This is a genomic window from Euzebya tangerina (assembly GCF_003074135.1).
In the GTDB taxonomy this organism is placed as follows: Bacteria; Actinomycetota; Nitriliruptoria; order Euzebyales; family Euzebyaceae; genus Euzebya; species Euzebya tangerina.
In genome coordinates this window covers 386022-404887 of the sequence record NZ_PPDK01000001.1, presented here as the reverse complement: position 1 = coordinate 404887, position 18866 = coordinate 386022, and the positions used below count along the sequence as shown (strand labels likewise).

Annotated in this window: 17 protein-coding genes; 3 read left to right on the top strand and 14 right to left on the bottom strand. The window is 68.8% G+C overall.

Annotated elements, in window-relative coordinates; translation table 11 throughout:
• Positions 1–22: 22 nt before the first annotated feature.
• Together C1746_RS01895 and C1746_RS01890 are read left to right on the top strand one after the other, a co-directional pair.
• Positions 23–1450 carry a WS/DGAT/MGAT family O-acyltransferase gene (locus tag C1746_RS01895; protein ID WP_116713010.1) on the top strand — a complete coding sequence of 476 codons (1428 nt, stop codon included), beginning with the start codon at positions 23–25 and terminating at the stop codon, positions 1448–1450.
• A gap of 124 nt (positions 1451–1574) precedes the next feature.
• Entirely contained in the window at positions 1575–4118 is a 2544-nt protein-coding gene (locus C1746_RS01890; protein WP_162867271.1) for a putative bifunctional diguanylate cyclase/phosphodiesterase, read from the top strand.
• On the opposite strand, the gene C1746_RS01885 is transcribed toward C1746_RS01890, so the two are convergent.
• The 14 genes from C1746_RS01885 to C1746_RS01820 are packed head-to-tail and all read right to left on the bottom strand — an operon-like array spanning position 4090 to position 17791.
• Positions 4090–5535 carry an HAD-IB family hydrolase gene (locus C1746_RS01885; RefSeq protein WP_116713008.1) on the bottom strand — a complete coding sequence of 482 codons (1446 nt, stop codon included), beginning with the start codon at positions 5533–5535 and terminating at the stop codon, positions 4090–4092. The two genes, C1746_RS01890 and C1746_RS01885, sit on opposite strands and share 29 nt — an antisense overlap.
• 18 nt (positions 5536–5553) lie before the next feature.
• Complete coding sequence (locus C1746_RS01880) at positions 5554–7851, bottom strand: glycerol-3-phosphate 1-O-acyltransferase (RefSeq protein WP_116713007.1); 2298 nt, start codon at positions 7849–7851, stop codon at positions 5554–5556.
• 39 nt (positions 7852–7890) lie between these two features.
• Positions 7891–9924 (bottom strand): putative bifunctional diguanylate cyclase/phosphodiesterase, encoded by a 2034-nt coding sequence (locus C1746_RS01875; RefSeq protein ID WP_116713006.1) that lies wholly within the window; start codon positions 9922–9924, stop codon positions 7891–7893.
• A 44-nt stretch (positions 9925–9968) separates the two neighbouring features.
• Positions 9969–10811 carry an SDR family oxidoreductase gene (locus C1746_RS01870; RefSeq protein ID WP_205711646.1) on the bottom strand — a complete coding sequence of 281 codons (843 nt, stop codon included), beginning with the start codon at positions 10809–10811 and terminating at the stop codon, positions 9969–9971.
• Entirely contained in the window at positions 10765–11127 is a 363-nt protein-coding gene (locus C1746_RS01865) for a Rieske (2Fe-2S) protein (RefSeq protein WP_116713005.1), read from the bottom strand. Before C1746_RS01865 ends, C1746_RS01870 begins: the two co-directional genes overlap by 47 nt.
• A complete protein-coding gene (locus C1746_RS01860) occupies positions 11124–11354 on the bottom strand; it encodes a 2-hydroxymuconate tautomerase (RefSeq protein WP_116713004.1) in 231 nt (76 codons plus the stop codon). The genes C1746_RS01865 and C1746_RS01860 overlap by 4 nt, the downstream gene beginning before the upstream one ends.
• A 9-nt stretch (positions 11355–11363) precedes the next feature.
• Positions 11364–12233: a 2-keto-4-pentenoate hydratase gene (locus C1746_RS01855; RefSeq protein WP_205711645.1), complete on the bottom strand. Its 870-nt coding sequence runs from the start codon at positions 12231–12233 to the stop codon at positions 11364–11366.
• A 33-nt stretch (positions 12234–12266) separates the two neighbouring features.
• The gene (locus C1746_RS01850; protein ID WP_116713003.1) at positions 12267–13013 is read right to left on the bottom strand and encodes a 2-keto-4-pentenoate hydratase; all 747 of its coding nucleotides are present in this window, start codon (positions 13011–13013) and stop codon (positions 12267–12269) included.
• Positions 13010–14050, bottom strand: a complete 1041-nt coding sequence (gene dmpG, locus C1746_RS01845) for a 4-hydroxy-2-oxovalerate aldolase (RefSeq protein WP_116713002.1) — start codon at positions 14048–14050, stop codon at positions 13010–13012. The genes C1746_RS01850 and dmpG overlap by 4 nt, the downstream gene beginning before the upstream one ends.
• Complete coding sequence (locus C1746_RS01840; protein WP_116713001.1) at positions 14047–14964, bottom strand: acetaldehyde dehydrogenase (acetylating); 918 nt, start codon at positions 14962–14964, stop codon at positions 14047–14049. Before C1746_RS01840 ends, dmpG begins: the two co-directional genes overlap by 4 nt.
• 2 nt (positions 14965–14966) lie before the next feature.
• Positions 14967–15794 (bottom strand): 2-keto-4-pentenoate hydratase, encoded by an 828-nt coding sequence (locus C1746_RS01835; protein WP_116713000.1) that lies wholly within the window; start codon positions 15792–15794, stop codon positions 14967–14969.
• The gene (locus tag C1746_RS01830; protein WP_116712999.1) at positions 15791–16624 is read right to left on the bottom strand and encodes an IclR family transcriptional regulator; all 834 of its coding nucleotides are present in this window, start codon (positions 16622–16624) and stop codon (positions 15791–15793) included. The genes C1746_RS01835 and C1746_RS01830 overlap by 4 nt, the downstream gene beginning before the upstream one ends.
• Positions 16617–17375 (bottom strand): hypothetical protein, encoded by a 759-nt coding sequence (locus C1746_RS01825; protein WP_205711644.1) that lies wholly within the window; start codon positions 17373–17375, stop codon positions 16617–16619. The genes C1746_RS01830 and C1746_RS01825 overlap by 8 nt, the downstream gene beginning before the upstream one ends.
• A gap of 50 nt (positions 17376–17425) precedes the next feature.
• Complete coding sequence (locus tag C1746_RS01820) at positions 17426–17791, bottom strand: hypothetical protein (protein WP_116712998.1); 366 nt, start codon at positions 17789–17791, stop codon at positions 17426–17428.
• 162 nt (positions 17792–17953) lie between these two features.
• Here C1746_RS01820 and C1746_RS01815 point away from each other — a divergent pair, with 162 nt between their 5' ends.
• Positions 17954–18865 carry an ABC transporter ATP-binding protein gene (locus tag C1746_RS01815; protein WP_116712997.1) on the top strand — a complete coding sequence of 304 codons (912 nt, stop codon included), beginning with the start codon at positions 17954–17956 and terminating at the stop codon, positions 18863–18865.
• The last annotated feature ends 1 nt before the right edge of the window (position 18866 follow it).

Sequence of the window (18866 nt, the reverse complement as noted above, 5' to 3'; positions counted from 1 at the left end):
CCCACAGCCGAAGGCCACAGCCATGCGTCAACTGTCCGGACTCGATGCCCTGTTCCTCAACCTCGAGCAGCCCAATACGCCGCTGCACGTCGCCTCGATCATCGTGGTCGACCCCTCGACGGCCCCCGGGGGCTTCGGCTACGAGCAGGTGCTCGACACCTACCGGAACCGGCTGCACAAGCTGCCGCCCTTCCGCTGGCGGCTGGTCGAGACACCCTTCGGACTGGACCACCCCTACTGGATCGATGACCCCAACTTCGACCTCGAGTACCACGTCCGCCGCATCGCCGTCCCCCCGCCCGGCGATCCGCACACGTTGTCCGAGATCATCTCGCGCATCCACGCCCGACCGCTCGACCGCGCACGTCCACTGTGGGAGACCTATGTGATCGAGGGGATGGCCGACGACACCGTCGTCATCTACTCCAAGAACCACCACGCCGCCATCGACGGGGTGAGCGGCGCGGACATCCTCGGTGTCCTCCTCGACCTGGAGCCCAAGGCTCCCGTCCCTGGCCACAAGGAGCCGATGGACGCCGAGCCCGAGCCGAGCGAGGCGCAGATGCTGGTCCGGTCAGCCAAGGGCCTGGTCAAGCAGCCCCTGCGCCTGGGACGGATGGCGGCTCGGTCAGCTGGTGCCCTCCCGCTGCTCGGTCGCATGGCCGAGCGGGCTGCCCCGCCCGCGCTGAAGAGTCGCCTGGGTGAGGGTCTGCTCGGCAAGCCTCGTCTGCAGGCACCACCGTCGCCGTTCAACGGCGAGATCTCGCCACATCGTCGCTTCGCATACGGCGCCATGCCGCTCAAGGATCTGAAGCGGATCAAGGACGCCTACGGCTGCAAGTTGAACGATGTCGTCATGGCCCTGACTGGCGGGGCGCTGCGACGCTACCTGGCTCGAACCGGTGACCTGGGTGAGCAGCCGCTGCAGGCCATGGTGCCGATCTCCGTGCGGACGGACGACCAGAAGGGCGCGGGCGGCAATGCGGTGAATGCGATGATCGCCACGCTGCCGACCCACCTCGACAGCGCGCAGGAGCGTCTGGCTAACGCCGCCACCTCGATGGACATCGCCAAGACCGGCAATGCCGTTCCGGCTACGGTCCTGCGTGACTTCACGCAGTTCGCCACACCTGCCCTGGCCGCCACGGCGGCTCGGACGGTCGCTCGGCTGCGCTGGGCCGACCGGGTCTCGACCCCATTCAATGTCGTGGTCTCGAACGTGCCCGGACCACCGGTTCCGCTCTACCTGGCCGGCGCTCAGATGCAGGGCATCTATCCGGTCAGTGCGATCTACGACGGCTTGGGCTTGAACGTCACCGTCTTCAGCTACCGCGACGAGATGCAGTTCGGCATCGTCGCCGACCGAGAGATGGTTGATGACATCTGGGGGATGATGCAGGACTTCCACGATGAGATGGCTGAGTTGACGCAGCTGGCCGAGACGGGCTGACGCGATATGGGGGGTTAATTGGCGGCTCTGACCTGCCGATATGGCAGTTGTGAGCACGTCTGAGTCCGAGCCTGCAGCGGCGCTGTGGTTGATCTGGCTTGCCCTCTGTTCAGCCTTCTCGGTGGTGGCACTGACGGTTCCAGCTGTCGCCGGAGTGCTCGACGAAGCGAACCTGATCGTGCTCGGCGTGGCGGCCGGCAGCATCTACTGGGCAGCGCGGATGCGTGCGCTCGACCGACCAGGCAGACGCGGCATCCGACTCATCGGCCACGCCCTGAGCCTGGCCCTGGCTGCAGACGTGGTCTGGTTCGCCATGACCAGGACCGGTGTTGCCGATCCGTTCGGCTCTCCGCTGGAAGTGGTCTACGTCGCCTCGTCGGTCCTGCTGGTCATAGGCATCCTCCGGGTGGTCCGCAGCCGTGGCTCTGATGCCGTCGCCACCTACGACGCCGTCGTCATCGCCGGAGCCTCCGGCGCGCTGATCTGGAGCCTCATCGTCTCACCCGTCCTCGCGTCGTCCAACGCCTCGCCCACGCAGGTGCTGGTCGGGGTCGCTTTCCCGGTGTTGCACGTGATCATGACGGCCGCCGTCCTGCGGATGATCCTCGGTGGTGGGGCGCTCTCGCCGTCGATCATCATGATGTTGACCGGACTGGTGCTGTTCGTTGGCGCCGACTCGGCGTTCTACGTCCGGTCCCTGACCGACTCCGGCGCCACCCCGGTCCTGGTCGACGTGACCTACTGCATTGCGCTTGCCTTCGTCGGCTCTGCCTTCCTGCATCCGTCTGTGGTTCGACTGCGCGACCGCGCAGCCGCCGCGCCCAAGCTCAGCCGGACGCGGCTGCTGGTCCTGACGGCCAGCGCGACCACCCCCCTGGTGCTGGTGATCCTGCGGCCGACGTCGACGGCCGATGTGGTCGGGTTGGCCTGCGTGGCGATCGCGCTCATGGTGATCGTGCTGCTGCGGTCCTGGTCGCTCCTCGAGATCGTCGAGGACCTCTCCCGTCGACGGGTCGACGAGCGCTTCCGCGCGCTGGTTCGGCACAGCACGGATGCGATCGTGGTGATCGACACCGGCGGCGTCATCATGACCGTCAGCGACACCCTGGCCCGGAACTGGAAGCCGATCGAGGACCCCGCCGAGCCAGGGACCTACCGGATCGAGCACTGGATCGACCCGGCTGACCGTGACCGCTTCATCGCCTTCTGCCAGCAGCTGGCGGCCGGGTCGGCTGGTGAGAGCACGCACATCCGGGTGCGCATGTCCCGTGGCGAGGACTGGGGTCACGCCGAGGTCGTGGGCGCGAACCTGCTCGACACCGAGGACGTCGACGGCATCGTCTTGACCGTCCGGGACATCTCCGACCGAGTGGAGCTCGAGCAGGAGCTCCGACGACAGGCGGAGCACGACCCGCTGACCGGCCTGGCCAACCGAGGTCTGTTCACCAAGGTCCTGGAGGAGGAGCTGGCGGCCACCACGGGCGAGGACACGGCGCTGCTGCTGCTCGACGTCGACGACTTCAAGGGCATCAACGACGAGATGGGTCACCCGGTCGGCGACCACGTGCTCGTGACCTTCGCCAACCGACTGCGCGACCTGCTCCCACCGTTCGCTCTGGCCGCCCGGCTCGGCGGTGACGAGTTCGCCGTCGTGGTTCCCGCCGTCTCCAGCATCGGCTCCATCGGTGGGCTGGCGCACCAGATCGCCACCGCCATGCGGGCTCCGATCGAGATCGATCACCACGCCATCACGGTCACCACGAGCATCGGCATCGCCGTCGCCACGGGCAGGGAGGATGCCCCCGACCTGGTGCGGCAGGCGGATGCGGCGATGTACACCGCCAAGGCTGCTGGCCCCGGCCGAGTGCAGCGGTACACCTCCTCACTCGCGGCACATGCCGAGACGGAACTGGCCCTCCGGCGGGGCCTCGCGCGAGCTCAGGAAGCGGGCGAGCTGAGCGTGGTCTACCAGACCATCGTCGATGCCGTGTCCGGCCAGACGCGGATGATCGAGGCGCTGCTGCGATGGGACCACCGCGAGCGTGGCGCAATCCCGCCGGATGTGTTCATCCCGATCGCCGACTCCTCCGGTCTGATCGACGACATCGGCATGTGGGTGTTGCAGCAGGCGTGTGAGGTGGGCGCTCAGTGTGCGCCGACCATCAGGACGGCGGTCAACGTCTCCCTCCGGCAGTTGCGGTCGAGCACGTTCGTCGGGCGGGTGATCCGCCTGCTCAAGGACGTGGATCTTCCGGCGTCGTCGCTGGTCCTCGAGGTCGGTCAGGACGCGCTGCGTGAGCCGCAGGTCAAGAACCGGCTGGAGCAGCTTCGGCGCTGCGGCGTCGCCATCGCGCTGGAGCGGTTCGGGTCCGACTACGCCACGTTGACCGGGCTCAACGACCTCGACGTCGACGTCGTCAAGATCGATCAACACCTGTTGCAGGACGAGTACATCTCGCCGGCGTTGATCGAGGCGATCATCCACCAGGCCGGCCAGGCGGGGATCGATGTGGTCATCCAAGGCGTCGAGACCGACGACATCAGGGCCGAGCTCGCCACCTCCGGGGCCGGCAATCTGCAGGGGTTCGCGATCAGCGAACCGATGACCGAGGATGAGGTGCTGGACGGGCCGTTGGCCTTCAGCCTGCGATCAGGTCGATCAGCGTGAGCAGCATCTCCTCACGAACGGCGGTGACGTTGTCGCCGAGGTGCTTGCGCTCCCAACTGCTGACGTCGATCGGTTCCAGAACCTGAACGCGGACGGTGCCAGGCCTGACCAGGGCCGTGCCGGGCGGGAGTCGCTCCCCACATCCGGCCATCACGACGGGGACGACCGGAACTCCCGCCTGCGCGGCGATGTGGAACGCCCCCTTCTTGAACGGACCCATCCCGGGCGTCCGCCACCGCGTCCCCTCGGGGGCCAGCGCCAGGCTGAGGCCCTCGTCACGCACCATCTCGAGGACCGGTTGGATCGCCTCGCGAGCCTGCCGGGAGTCGCTCCGGTCGATGAAGGCGACGCCCGACATGCCGAACAGCTGACCCACGCCGGGAATCTGCTTCAGCTCGGCCTTGGCGATGGCCGTCACGTCTTTGCGCAGCAGGTTCATCAGCACCAGCCCGTCCAGGTTGGAGCGATGGTTGAAGATGAACACGCACGGTCGGGCCTCCTCGAGGTGGTGCTCGCCAGCGACGACCTCGATGTCGACACCGCCGAGCGTCAGGCCGAGGTCCGAGGCCAGGCCGATGCTCGAGTCGATGAACGCTCGCGCTGAGCGCTTCAGCAGACCGACCGGGCCGGACAGCGCCGTGCCGCCCGCGACGCCGTAGAGCATCGCCGCGGTCCGGGCGGGCGCCGTGAGCGGCACCGTGCCGCCAACCGACTGGCCGTGGATGATCGGCCACCCCTGCGCCGTGGCCTCCTTGCGCATCCTCGGACGCGGGTTGACGGCCGTGGGGTGTCCCACCGAGGTGAGCAGAGGAATGTCCTCGTCGCCGTCGCTGTAGGCGAAGGACTGCGCCAGGTCGACGTCGAGGGTCTCCGCCAGAGCCGCAACCTGCGAGGCCTTGTGGGGCCCCCAGGGGGCCTGGCCCGACACCGCTCCCGTGTACCGCCCATCGACGTTCTCCAGCTGTGTCGCGACGACGTGGCTGATGTCGGCAGCCTTGGCGATCGCCTCCAGTTGCAGCGAGGTGCCAGAGGAGGCCAGGATCAGCGTGTGGCCCCTCAGACGGTGGAGCTCCAGCAACGCCCACGTCTCAGGGCGCAGCCGAGAAGCGATGTCTCCATCGAAGATCTCCTGACCGGTCTTGGACAGTGCCTCCACCGCCTGTCCCTCGAAGGCACCCAGCGACCAGTTGAGGAAGTCCGAGAACTCCTCGGGCGTGCGAACCCCGCGAATGGCTGCCTCGGCGATCTTGGCGGCTTCGCTCGGGCGCAGCTGCAGTCGCTTGATGCGTTCACGGATGTAGGAGAGGCCGCTGAACCCGTCGATCAGGGTGCCGTCATAGTCGAACACCGCAGCGACCCGTGGCCCGTCGGGGGCCGCTCTGATGGTCGCGACGATGTCAGCGAGCGGAGTGGACATGGGCCTGCCTTTCGAGGATCACGCGCTGGTCGGCACGACCGTTCGTATGGTGTCGTGCCCGGCCTGGGACTCGAGCTCACGTATGGCGTTCAGGCGGTTGATCAGCTGGGCCACCTCGTGCTTCCACGCCTCGCGGCGGTCGTGGACATCCGGGCCTGCAGCCAGCAGGTCGCGGTTGGCGGCCAGGTTCGAGCAGCCGCTGAAGAGCTCACGGGAAACGGACTCCACACCGTGGATCCGACGCTGCCGAACCATCTGCTGGCCCAGTCGCAGGCACTCCGTCACCAGCGTCGCCGGCGAGACCGTGGTACCGGCCCCGACTGCGGTCAGGACCTCTGCCGCCACCAGTTGGGCATCGAGGAAGGACCGCAGCACGTGGTCGGCCACCAAGGGACCGGTGATCACCGGCGCGTTGTCGCCGTCATCGCCGTGGATCAAGCGGTCGAGCGCCCGGCCTGCCTGCCCCGCCATCAGGTCATCGCCCAGCCACTTGGGCGCCATCAGATTGGCCTCGAACTGCATCTCCTCACGGAAGTCGGCCTTGTCCGAGAAGTAGAACTCGAACTTGAGCAGGTCCCGGATTCGCAGCATCTCCCGCCAGCCCTCCTCCAGGTGGTCCGTTCCCTCCGGCAGACCGGCGACGTACACCAGCGTCATCTCGCTGATGGCGCGGTTGAGCAGATGGTGCAGCGCACCGTTGCGGTAGAAGGCCGCCGTGTGGTGACGGTCGGGCCTGACGGACCAGACCGGAGTGGTCCCCCCGGTGTAGACCTCGACGACGCCGGCCTCCTCCAGCCGGTTCAGGGTGGCCTGGATGCCGCTGACATGCCGCAGATCATCGCGCGGGCGCTCGACGTTCTTGGCGTCGAGGTAGTCGAGCAGATGTCCCACGCGGTGCCCGATCTGTTCGGTCGTCAGCGCGCGATCCCGCTCGCCGAGCAGCACGAGCGTGACCAGCGACGTCGATGTGGCCGGCGTCACCGCGTTGATGCGGGTGGCGACCCTGAACGCCACCTTCTGCAGCTGGTTGCCGCCGTCCCCGGCTTCCTCGAGGGCCTGGCGCAGCGGCAGCGGCTCGCCGAAGCGGACGGCGACGCGGCCAAGGTGGCTCTGCTGGGCTCGCAGGTACTTGATCGCCCAGGCCAGTCCCTCCGGCTGTTTGGCGCCGCCCAGCTCCTCCTGAGCCATGGTGGACACCTCGTGCAGCTGCTCGTAGACCACGGAGACCGGCACGATGATGGGATCGACGTGTGGCTCGATGGCGAGGCCGTCGACCAGGTAGCGAAGGATTCCGTACTTGGGTTGGCGGAGCTTGCCGGTTCGGGTGCGGCCGCCCTCCATGAACCACTCCAGGTTGAACCGCTTGGCCATGAGGTGGGCCAGGTAGTGCCGGACGACGGTCTTGTAGACCTCATCACCGCCGAAGCTGCGGCGGATGAAGACGATGCCGGCACGCTTGCCGATCGGCCCGAACGGCCAGAACGAGAGGTTGTCGCCACCCAAGGTGTGGTTGCGCGGGAGGTCGTGCTCGAGCAGGACGTCGGCGATGATCAACGGGTCGACGTAGCTGCGGTGTGAGGGCAGGAAGATCAGCGAGTCGGACTTGTTGCGCTCCCGGAGATCTGCCAGGGCCGTCGCATCCGCGTCGACATCCCACGCGTGGGAGTGCATCGGCTTGAGGATGGTGCGCCACAGCTCGATCGCTACCGGAGATTGGACGGCGATGAGTTCGTGCAGGGCCTCCTTGGCGTCGGCGATCACGACGCTGAGGTTCTGCGCCAGCCGGACGCTCAGCTCTTCCATGCTGGCCTTGAAGCTGGGCTTGTCGAGGATCTGTTCGGCGATCAGCTTCGGGACCTTGTAGGCGCTGCCGAAGGTGACGCGCTCGGCACGATCGAGGGAGACGACCGCTTGGCGACGAACGAAGGCGCTCAGGCTGTGCCCCTCCGAGTCCCCATACCGATCGGCGTAGCGCGCTGCCAGCTCCGCTCCTGTGGCCGACTCCGCGGCAGTCACCTGGGCGGCGCTCGGCCGGACCTTGGTCAGCACCTGCTGGATCGGGTGCCACGGCCGTCGGGGCTGTGCGAGCAGCAGCAGCTCACCGGCGGAGAGGCGGTCGCCGCTGGCCCGCTCATTCGGTAGCCAGGTGACCCGCACCGGCTGGACGGTCACCGACGGCTCCAACATGTGATCGGCCAGACTGTCCAGCCTGACGACCGGCTGCCCGGGATAGGCGTTCTGGGCCCACGTCTCGACCAGTTCCCACTCGGTGGTCGTGGTCACATCCGCCAAGACCAGTGCGTTCGATGGCTGCATACGCCACTGACCCTATTGGAATCTGGTGGCGACGGGGTCTCAGACCTGCCAGTCAGCTGGCGCGACCGGTCGGCCGAGGTGCCAGCCCTGCAGGAGTCCGACACCCATCTCGAGGCAGCGCCGGAGTTGGGACTCGGTCTCCACCCCCTCGGCGACCACCTGCATGTCGAGGGCTCGGGCCATCTCGATCATGGCGGCCACGAGCGCCCGCTCTCGACAAGGGCCGTCGTCCGCGAGCGCAGCGGTGAACCCGCGATCGATCTTCAGGCAGGCGAGCGGGCCGTCGCGCAGCAGGTCCATGGAGGCGTAGCCGGTGCCGAAGTCGTCCAGTGCGATGCGAACCCCGAGTTCCCGCAGTTCAGCCAGGACGGTCAGGGCGTGAGACCGGTCGCGGAGGTCACTCCACTCCGTGAGCTCGAGGCACAGCCGCTCGGCGCTCATGTCGGCCGCGTCGAGCGCGGCACGCACGTTGGCGGCGAAGTTCGGGGCGACCACTTCGCGTAGTCCGACGTTGAACCACAGGTCCAGGGGACGACCGACGCGTGTGGACAGCTCGACGATCTCACGGCAGCCGCGACGGAGCTGCTGCTGGCCGACGCTGGCCATCAATCCGCTGCGCTCCAACATCGGCAGGAAGACGTTCGGTGCGACCGGACCCACCCCGGGCCGCTCCCAGCGCAACAGGGCCTCGGCAGCCACGATGTCGCCGGCGGCGTCGACCAACGGCTGGTAGTGCAGCCGCATCGTGTCGTCGTGTGCCGCAGCCTCAAGATCCCCACGGAGGTCGATCTGGGCGTCCAGTGTGGCGGCCATCCGGTGGTCGCTGAGGACGATCTCGCCGGTTCCGGCGGCCTTCGCCTGATACATGGCCGCATCTGCGGCGCGCAGCAGATCCTTGGGGCTCTGCCGCGGGTTCTCGGCTACGGCCAGACCGATGGAGGCGCCAACCGTCAACTCGCCGCCGCGGACGCGGTGCGGGGAGGCGAGGGCCTGACGCAACCGGTTGGCGGCGTCGACCGCGTCCTGTCGCGTCCGGAGCCCCGTCAGCACCACGATGAACTCGTCTCCGCCGAAGCGCGCGGCCGTGTCCTCCGGTCGGACCGTGTCGCGGATCCGATCCGCCACGGATCGCAGCAGGTCGTCCCCGACGCCGTGGCCGAGGGAATCGTTGATGAGCTTGAAGCCGTCCAGATCCAAGAACGCAACCCCGACCAACTGGCGCTCCTCGTGCGCCTTGGTCACGGCTCGGCTGAGGCGAGCCCGCAGCCCCCGTCGGTTGATGAGGCCGGTGACGGGGTCCGAGCCGACCAGCTCGGCCAGGCGGTCCTGGGCGGTCTTCCGATCGTGGACGTCGACGATCTGCAGCAGCCGGTCACCCTCTGCGCTGTGGGCCACGGACACCCAGCACCAGCGCTTGAAGCCGCTCGGCGACCGCAGGACGGTCTCGATGGGCGTGTCGGTGGTGGTGAGCTTCGAGAGGTCGCTGATGAAGTCGCCGGCGTCCCGGCCGATGATGCGTTCGGCCTGGCAACCGAGCAGCTTGCGGAAGGCGTCGTTGGTGCGGCGGATGTGGTTGGTCGAGTCGACCAGGGCCATGCCGATCGGGGCGTGATCGAACGCCAGGCGAAAGCGGGCCTCGCTGCGGTGGACCTCGTCACTCAGCTGGTTGGCGTCGGTCAGGTCCCGCCCCACCGCCTGGATCTCCAGCAGGCGACCCTCGTCGTCGAAGATGGCCGTGTCGGTCCAACGGTGCCAACGCGGTTCTCCGAGCACCGTCTCGACCAGGGTGTCGTGGGCACGAACGGGCTCGTCCGGTGTGAAGCCCGACCACCAGGCCCTGACCTCGTCTCGTTCGTGCGGCGCGAACAGGTCCATGATGTCGGTGCCCTCGAGTGCCGAGGGCGTCGACCGGAAGGCCGTGGCGTAGGTCTTGTTCGAGAAACGGATCCTGCCGGTCGTGACGTCGTACCGGACGATCAGCTCCGGCTGCCGGTCGAGGATCTCGCGCAACTCCGCGGAGCCCAGCTCGGGCCGCGACGTCACTGACAGGGAGTCCCGCATCCTCCTACTCATCGGCAGCCACGCTGATGGCCTTAGAGAAACCCGGCCGCGTCGCGTCAGGTCGGTGACCTGAGCCCGCCGGCGTCGAGATGGAGCACGGTCCCGTGGAGGATGTCTGCCTCGGGCGCCAGGAGCATCTCAACCGCCCAGACCACCTCGTCCACTCGCGGCAGTCGGCCGAGGGACACCTTGCCCTCGTACTCGGCCCACACGGCGTCGACCGGTACCCCACGCTCGCTGGCGATGGTCTCAGCGATTCGGCGCAGACGCGGCGTGTCCATCGGGCCCGGCGCCAGCGTGTGGACGGTGATGCCGTCACGACCGTGGTTGTTGGCGATCTGCTTCATGAGGTTGATGAGACCGGCGTTGATCCCGCCGGGACCGGCCTCGTCGCGGCCCGGCTCGATGCCGAGCGTGCCGGCGATCGCTGCGAACCGTGAGCCAGGCCCCATGTGCTCGACCACCGCCTGGAGGAGGCGGATGACACCAGCCATCTTCACCTGCGCCCCGACGGCCATCAGATCGGGATCGATCGACTCGACCGAGCCCCGGACGGGGAGGCCGGCTGCCAGCACCGCCAGTCGCACCCGTCCGTCGAGGCACTCGCGGATGGCGTCCATCGCCACGTTGCGGCCGATGTCGGCAGGACAGGTGGTGACGGTGCCCGGGCCGTCACAGCGTGAGGCCAACGCCTCCAACTGCGCCGTGTCCCTGGCGACGGCGACCACTCGCAGGCCACGCTGGACCAGTCGGTTGGTCAGGGCCGAGCCGACGGAACCGGTTGCGCCCACCACGACCGCCGTCTCGGTCATGGCGGCCCCATCGAGATCGCTGCCCCCGCGATCGTCGTGCTCATCGGTCCCGCTCCCACTCCCGGGCGTGGGCCAGGAGGCGCTCACGCATGCCCATCTCGGGTTCGGGCTCGGGGAGGTCGACCGACACCTGGCCGTCGTGGACCTGCACCCGGTACCGCTCGAGGCTCCCACGGCCTCCCACGTGGGCACCACTGGGCAGGTGGTAGCGCCAGAAGTGGAGCGGGCAGGTCAGCTTCCCGTCGAAGACCCGCCCGTCGGCCAGTGGGGAGTTCTGGTGCAGGCAGCGGTTGGGGAAGACGACCGGCCCCTCGGCCGTCCGGATGGCGATGGCCCGCCCGTCGGCGACGGCGATGCAGTGGTCGTCGGGTAGGTCGTCGATGTGCCCCAAGTCGACCTTCATCCGTCAGCCGCATGCTGGCGTGCGGCGGCGGCGCGTTCGGCCTTGACCTGGGCGATCGGCTTGCCGCCGACGCCGTACTGGTGGTCCTCCATCTCGTTGACCAGGACCCGCACCGTCTCGAGGGGCGCATCGATCGAGTCGGCGATGGCGTGGGAGACGGCGGTGATCATGGCCTGGATCCGCTCGGGTGGTCGGCCCTGCATGAGGTTGATGTGGACGATGGGCACGGTGACTCCTCAGGCTGTGGGGTGGGGGACGGCGGCATGGACGGTGACGGAGCCCAGCCGGTCGAAGTGGGCGGTCACGGTCGGCACGTGGTTGTGCACGATCGGGGGATTCTCCGCGTATCCGTCGGTTAGGCCCCGATCGTGTCCACCAGGGAGCGGCTCGACCAGGGTGACGGGGGCAGTGAGGCCGCCGGAGATGACGAGCGAGCCTGCGGCTAGCGGCCGCGCGCAGTGGTTGACCATCCAGGCGACCGCGGCGGCGGGGTCGTCGTGGGCGGCGGCGCCAGCGGCGGTGTGGTGGACGGCTCCGTCGACCTCGACCACGACACCGATCAGGCGGAGGTTGATGTCGCCGAGCGGCACCGGTTGGCCGAGGACCACTGCACCGGCGGAGGAGTTGTCGGCGATGTTGTCCAGAGGCCCGAAGCGGAAGCCGGTGAAGCGGGAGTCGACGAGCTCCAGGCAGGCCATCACCGACTCGGTGGCGGCGAGCACCTCGGCTGCGGTCACCGGCGCCTCCAGGTCGGCGGCGAGCCGGACGGCGATCTCGGGCTCCACCTTCGGGTGGATCATCCGCGACGAGACGTGGTCGGCGACGTCCACCTCCGGGCCGCCGAGGAGCATCGCGTCGGTAAGCCAGCCGTAGTTCGGGCTGTCGACGCCCATCGCCCGGCGCATGGCGGCGGACGTGAAGCCCAACTTGCCGCCGATGACGGTCTCACCCTCGGCCAGTCGGGCCTGGATGCCGGCGGCCTGCACGGCGTAGGCGTCGGCGGGGGTCATGTCGGGCCACCGCTCGCTGAGCGGTGCGACGGTCCGTCGGGCGACCCGGGCCCTGTGCAGCTCCTCCGCAGCCTCGGCGACGCCTCCGCCTGCCATCGCTCCGCCTCCCATTGATCAGCCTGTCATCCCTCAGGCCACGCGGATCTCGACCGAGCCCAGGTGGTCGATCGTCGCGCGGACCACGTCGCCCGGCTCCACCTGGATCGCGGCGGTCATCGCGCCGGCCAGGATCACCGTGCCCGCCGGAACCGACGTCCCCCGCTGGTGGAGGGAGCGGACGTACCAGGCCACAGCAGCCGCGGGGTGGTCCAGCACTGCGGCGCCCGCGGCGGTGTCCACCAACTGGCCGTTCTTCTCGAGGACACACCCGGCCAATCGCAGGTCGATGCCGCCCGGCGCGACGGCCGGTCCCAGGGCGTACCGGCCCGAGGAGATGTTGTCCGCGATCACCGCAGGCAGTGTGAAGGAGTAGCCGGAGTAGCGGCTGTCGAGGACGTCGATGGCGGGCATGACCGACTCGGTGGCGGCCATCACGTCGCTCGCCGAGATCGACGACCCGGCCAGGTCGGCTCCTAGTCGGAAGGCGATCTCCGGCTCCATCCGAGGCTGGATCAGCTCGGACCGGACCAGGGGTGTGCCGACCTCGATCTGGCTGCCCTCCAGCAGATAGCCGTAGGCCGGCTCGTCCACGTTCATCTGCTGCTGCTTGGCGACGCTGGTCAGCCCCAGCTTGACGGCCTCGACGGGCCGGTCCAGCAACTCGAGGAGTTCGTCCTGCAGGTCGTAGGCCTGCTCGATCGTGAGGTCAGGCGACTCGGGCGCGATCGCCGTCCGCGTGCGGATGGCCTCGGCCAACCTGGCTGGAAGATCACTCACGACGCATCCCCGGATGCACCCGCATCTCGTTCCCGCCGAAGCTGGAGCGCCACGTCGATGATCATGTCCTCTTGCCCGCCGACCATCCCACGACGGCCGAGCTCCAGCAGGATGTCCTGGGTCGGCACCTCGTACCGCTCGGACGCCCGCTTGGCGTGCAGCAGGAAGGAGCCGTACACGCCGGCGTACCCCAGCATGAGGCCGTCCCGGTCGATCACGCCCATCTCCGGCCGGATCGGTCGGACCGCCTCCTCCGCCGCATCCATCATCGCGAACGGGTCGACGCCCGTGGCGATGCCCGACTTCTCACAGGTCGCCACCAGCACCTCCGTGGGGCAGTTCCCGGCTCCAGCACCCAGACCGGTCGTGCAGCCGTCGATCTGGTCCACCCCCTCCTCCAGCGCAGCCATCGAGTTGCCCACGGCCAGCGAGAGGTTGTTGTGGGCGTGGACGCCGACGTCGATGTCGACGACCGACTTGACGGCCGCGACCCGTCGCTTGAAGCCATCCATGGTGAGCGCTCCGGCCGAGTCGACGACGTACACGCAGTCGGCGCCGAAGTCGGCCGACATGCGGGCCTGCTCGGCCAGGTCCTCCGGACTGGTCATGTGGCTCATCATCAGGAAGCCCACCGCCTCCATCCCGAGCTCCTTGGTCAGCGCGATGTGCTGCTCGGAGATGTCCGCCTCGGTGCAGTGGGTGGCGATCCGGGCGATCGACACGCCGATGTCGGCGGCCTCGCGCAGATCGTCCTTGACGCCGATGCCGGGCACGAACAGCACGGCGATCTTGGAGGTGGTGGCGGTCTCGACCGCCACCTTCAGCAGGTCGGTCTCGGGCGTGTGGGAGAAGCCGTAGTTGAACGACGACCCACCCATCCCGTCGCCGTGGGTGACCTCGATGACGGGGACACCCGCTCGGTCCAGCGCACCGACCACGGTGCGGACCTGGTCGACGGTGAACTGGTGGGACACGGCATGCGAGCCGTCTCTGAGCGTCGAGTCGGTCAGGCGAAAGGCGGGTGCCGTCGCGTTCATGCCGACACCTCCGACAGATCCAGGGCCGCACCGCTGGTGGCGTAGGTCTCCGCGATCTGGATCGCGGACGCCGTCATGATGTCCAGGTTCCCGGCGTAGGGCGGGAAGTAGTCGCCGGCCCCCTCCACCTCGAGCAGCGCCACGACCCGCGCAGGAACCACGCCTCCGGGCGTGCCGAACACGTCGGTCTCGAACACCGGCTCGTTCTTCAGGCGGTAGCCGGGCACGTAGGCCTGCACCTGCTCGACCATGTCGAGGATGGACTTCGCGACGAGGGCCTCGTCGTACCCGTCGGGCAGCGCACAGAACACGGTGTTGCGCATCAGGATCGGCGGTTCGGCCGGGTTGAGCACCATGACCGCCTTGCCCCTGGCCGCGCCACCGACATCGACCAGCGCCTGTGACGTGGTCTTGGTGAACTCGTCGATGTTCTGCCGGGTCCCCGGGCCAGCGGACTTCGAGGCCACTGACGAGATAATCTCGGCGTAGGGCACGTCGGTCACCGCGGAGACGGCGGCGACGATCGGCACCGTGGCCTGCCCGCCGCAGGTGATCAGGTTGACGTTCGGAGCGCTGACGTGCTGGCCGCCGTTGACGGGAGGCACCACCAGCGGCCCTCGCTTCGCGGGTGTCAGATCGATCGCCTTGAGCCCCGCCTCTCGATACCGGGGGGCGTTGCGGACGTGTACGTGGGCGGACGTGGCCTCGAAGACGATGTCGAACTCATCGGCCTGCTCGAGGAGCCAGTCGGCGCCGTCCGCGGACGTCTGGTGCCCGGCATCCCGGGCCTTGGCCAGCCCGTCGGAGTCCGGGTCGATGCCGATCATGGCTCCCATCTCCAGGTGCTCAGACCGGTCGAGCTTGACCATCAGGTCGGTACCGATGTTGCCGGAGCCGACGATTGCGCAACGCATGGCTACTCCTCCTCTGACGTGCGGGGATGATCTGATCCTGAACTGCGGGTGAAGTGGGTCGTCACGGAGCCGAGGTGGTCGAAGTCGGCCCGGACCAGGTCGCCCGGCTCGACCTCGAAGGCGGCGTGCAGGGAACCGGTCATGATGAACCACCCGGCCTCCAGCGTGACGTCGTAGGCAGCCAGCGTGTTGGCCAGCCAGGCCACCGCCGCAACCGGGTTGCCGAGCGCCGCGGCCCCGGCCCCGGTGGCCGCCGTCTGACCGTTGCGGCTGATGACCATGCCGACCAGTCGTGGATCCAGCGTGTCCATCGGAACCACCCGGGAGCCGAGGATGGTGGCCCCGGATGAGGCCAGGTCGGCGATGGTGTCGACCAGGCCGATCTTCCAGTCGGCGATGCGGGAGTCCACCATCTCGATGGCGGCGACGGCCCCGCCGAGCGCTCGGAAGGCCTGCATCGATGTCACGCCCGGCCCGCGGAGGGGTTGGTCGAGCACCAGTGCGATCTCGGCCTCGACCTTCGGTTGGATGTAGGCGTCGAGGTCGACGGTGTGACCGTCGTCGAACACCATCGAGGACAGCACCGGCGCGTAGTCAGGCACGTCGACTCCGAGCATCTGCTGCATCGGCTTGGACGTCAGCCCCAACTTGTAGCCCACCTGCCTGCCGCCCTCGGCCTCGAGGATGGCGGCGACCAGGCCCTGCTGGATCGCGTAGGCGTCGTCCACCGTGAGGGACGGGTCGTCGGCGATCAGCGGGCCGATCGGCGAGGTGGTCTGCCTCGCGTCGTGCAGGCGAGCCGCGATGGCGGCGTGGTCGGGTGTGGTCATCGGCTGAGGGCTCGCTGGTTCGTCGTGTCGGGTCGATGGCGGGAGAGGTCGGGACGGCCGGCGATCGGCGAGCGGTGCCCCAGTCGGCGAGAGGCGACCGCGGCCGCCTCGAGGACGGTGTGGGCGATCTCGGACAGCGCCGGGAGCATGCGTTCGGTCGGCCCGGCCACGCTCATCGCGGCGACGACCGAGCCGGTCTGGTCCCACAGCGGTGCGCCGACGCTGACGGCGCCGATCTCCGACTCCTCCACGTTCGTGGCGTATCCGCGGGTCCGGGTGGCCCGCAGTTCGGATCGCAGGTCGTCGGGGTCGGTGAACGTCTTCGGCGTCTTGGCGGGTAGATCCCAGCCGTCGAGCGTGCGATCGAGCACGACGGGGTCCAGGTAGGCCAACAGCGCCTTCCCCGTCCCGGTGCAGTGCGCCTGGTTGCGGCGGCCGATCTCCATGAACATCCGGACCGACCGGGGGCTCTCCAGTCGTTCGACGTACACCACCTCCCGACGATCGAGCACCGCGACCTGCACGGTCTCCCCGGTTCGGCGGCGCAGCACGGTCATCGGCGGCAGGACCGCCTCGGTCAGGGTGAACCCCTCGGTGGTGGCCGCCATCAGGTCGTAGACGGCCAGACCCAACTGGTAGCGGCCGGTCTCGGGGTGTTGCTCGACCATCCGCTCGGCGGCCAGCGTGGCCAGCAGCCGGTGGGTCGTCGATGTCGACAGCTCGAGCTTCCGAGCCAACTCCGACACGCCGAACGACCGCTTCTGCGCCGAGAAGGCCTTGAGCACCCGGACGGCGTTCGTGACCGAGGAGAGGATGGGCGAGTCAGCCACGGGTCGCGCTCCGCTCCGACCCGCTCGGGCCGGACGGCGCTGCCATGTTCCGCGTCCGCACCGCGGCGAGAACCGCCTTCCGCAGGGCGGCCGGATCCGGGTCACGCGCCTGGGCGATGGATCGCACCGCCTCGTCGGCGGGGGCCACCTGCTGTGCCAGCAGCCCCTGCGCATGCCACAGACCGGCCTGCGCTGCACCCTCGAACTCGTCGACGAACACCTCACGGCCTCGCGCGGATGCGCGGATGGACTCGAAGTCGCGGGCTGCGGCGATGTGGTCCATCGCCAGGCCCGCACCCGCGTGCCCGGCGTGGTGCCCGGTCAGCTGGCTGCCCGGCTGGACGATGAGGTGATAGAGGTGTGTGGTCAGACCGAGCGCCCGTCGCACGGCCGCGCCGGCCGGCCCCTGGTGTTCGTCGATCAGGCCGAGCTCTGGCAGGACCACCGGGTCGTAGAAGCGGACGGTCCAGCGCAGGCTGCCGAGCTCCTCCTCGATGGCGACGTGCTTCCCCGTCGGGGCGGGCAACTGGACGGCGGTGGCGATGACGTGCAGGTTCCGCACTCCGGCCGCCACGACGGTGAAGGGCCCGTGGAGCAGGGCCATCTGGCCCTGGATGCCAGGCGGCTGCCCCGACCCGGTCGACAGGTAGGCCTGGTGCACCGTTCGGATGTAGTCGGCCATTGCTGCCCGCATGCCCTCGGGGGCTGGGGTGCCCTCCGGGGATGGTGTGGGCGGGCTCGACTCGGTCACGTGGGGGTGACCATAACCAGGACGGCTGGGACCATCCCAGACTTATCCCGCTATGTGGGAAAGGCCATCTGCCGCACCGTCCGGACGTACCGGCCGATGTGCGCGCGGACCACCAGGCAAGCGGCGATGGCGACCACACCGACGACGGCACACCACATGGCCACGGGCGATGAGGTGCCGTCCGGTGCCGGCCCACTCGCGATGGCACCCCAGAAGAGGGTCCACATGCCGTACAGCCCCACCAGGAACACGGCGTGGCGACGCCACCGGTGGGCCAGTTCGTGGGCCACCAGGAACTCGAAGGTGCTGGCTGGCGGCTGCAGGCGCCAGACGGCCATCGCAATCGTGTGCCGCTCGACGTGTGTGAGGTTCTGCTCCCACACGTGCTCCCACAGCGAGTAGTCGAATCGCTTCATGTGACGTCTCGTGCCCCATTGTCGGGGGGCGACCCGCTCCGTGTCCACCGAATGGTGGACACGGTGTCAGTCGGATCGGTCCCCAGATGGGGCCGTTCGACGGTTCCCGACGGGCAGTGCGAGCGCCACGATGGCCACACCGCTTGAGCAGAAGGAACAGACATGCCAGCAATCCAGGTTCGCAACCTCCGGAAGACCTATGGCAAGACCGTCGCCGTGGACGACCTGAGCTTCCAGGTCACCGAGGGCGAGATCGTGGCCATCCTCGGCCCCAACGGCGCTGGGAAGACCACCACGGTCGAGATCCTCGAGGGGCACCGGGATCGGGAGGCGGGGGAGGTCTCGGTCCTCGGCTTCGACCCCGCGACCGGCGGCAGAGCCTTCCGCGAGCGGATCGGCATCGTGCTCCAGCAGGCGGGGATCGACGACGCCTTCAGCGTCCGGGAGATCATCTCCCACTACCGCTCCCTGTACAGCCGTCGGCGTGACGCCGACGAGGTGATCGAGCTCGTCGGCTTGGCGGAGAAGCGCGACGAGCGGGTCAAGAACCTCTCCGGTGGGCAGCAGCGACGGGTCGACCTGGCCCTGGGCCTGATCGGCGACCCCGACCTCATCTTCCTGGACGAGCCGACGACGGGCTTCGATCCCTCCGCAAGACGAAAGGCCTGGGGCCTCGTTGACAACCTGCGTGCGCTGGGCAAGACCATCCTGCTGACCACGCACTACATGGATGAGGCGGAGTACCTGGCCGACCGCGTGATCGTGATCGCCGAAGGCCGCGTGATCGCGACCGGCACACCAGAGGAGCTGGTCGATCAGGCCGGGGCCGGCGCGGCCATCAGCTTCCGGCTGCCAGAGGGCGCCCAACCCCCGACGGGCCTCGGCATCGAGACCACGCGCGAGGGCGACCACGTCAGCGTCCGAACCGCGGCACCGACGAAGGACCTGAGCCAGCTGACCTCCTGGGCAGTCGAGCACGGCATCGAGCTGGCGTCACTGGAGCTCCGGCGCCCCACCCTGGAGGAGACCTACCTCGACCTGATCGGGCAGCGCGACCTCGAGGGGGCGATCTGAC